1 protein-coding gene is annotated in these 627 nt (G+C 59.8%); it reads left to right on the top strand.

The annotated features are described in order from the left end of the window. A partial coding sequence (locus H3H36_RS26350; RefSeq protein ID WP_182220989.1) for an MFS transporter occupies nucleotides 1-568 on the top strand: 568 nt, incomplete at its 5' end. Between the last annotated feature and the right edge of the window lie 59 nt (nucleotides 569-627).

Raw genomic sequence — 627 nt, 5'->3', positions numbered from 1 at the left:
CCGTGCCTCGCTGACCGATCGAAATCTGTCCAGTGTCAGCCAAGCGGGGCTTGTCAACAATCTGAACGACGGCATGGTCTGGGGCTTGTTTCCCCTGGTCTTCGCCACCGCCGGCATGAGCCTGGCGCAGATCGGCACGCTCGCCGCCATTTACCCTGCGGTCTGGGGGATGGCGCAAATTTTCACTGGAGCGCTGTCCGACTCCATTGGTCGCAAGCAACTGATTGTGTGGGGCATGTGGGTACAAGCGACTGGCATTGTGGTCACTGCGCTAGGTGCGAGTTTTCTAAGCTTCGGTTTGGGCGGCGTTCTTCTTGGCGTCGGGACGGCAATGGTCTATCCCACTTTGCTCGCCGCCATTGGTGACGTAGCGCACCCCGCTTGGCGCGCTTCTGCCGTGGGCGTGTACCGACTCTGGCGTGACCTCGGCTATGCGTTCGGTGCAATCCTTGCCGGCATCACAGCCGATCTGTTCGGATTGGTCGCGGCCCTGTGGCTGGTGGCGGGCCTAACCTTACTATCTGGCGCAATCGTCTTCGTGAGGATGACCGAAACCCTGAGAGGCTAAATTGGTCGGAGGCTGCGCCCTTGTTTTGGTCGCAATAACGGTCTTGTTCTTGTTGGACG

Origin of the sequence: Rugamonas fusca (genome assembly GCF_014042365.1) — a bacterium.
Classification (GTDB): domain Bacteria; phylum Pseudomonadota; class Gammaproteobacteria; order Burkholderiales; family Burkholderiaceae_D; genus Rugamonas; species Rugamonas fusca.
The sequence above is the reverse complement of the archived record's forward strand: the minus strand, read 5'-3'. Positions and strand labels throughout refer to the sequence as shown.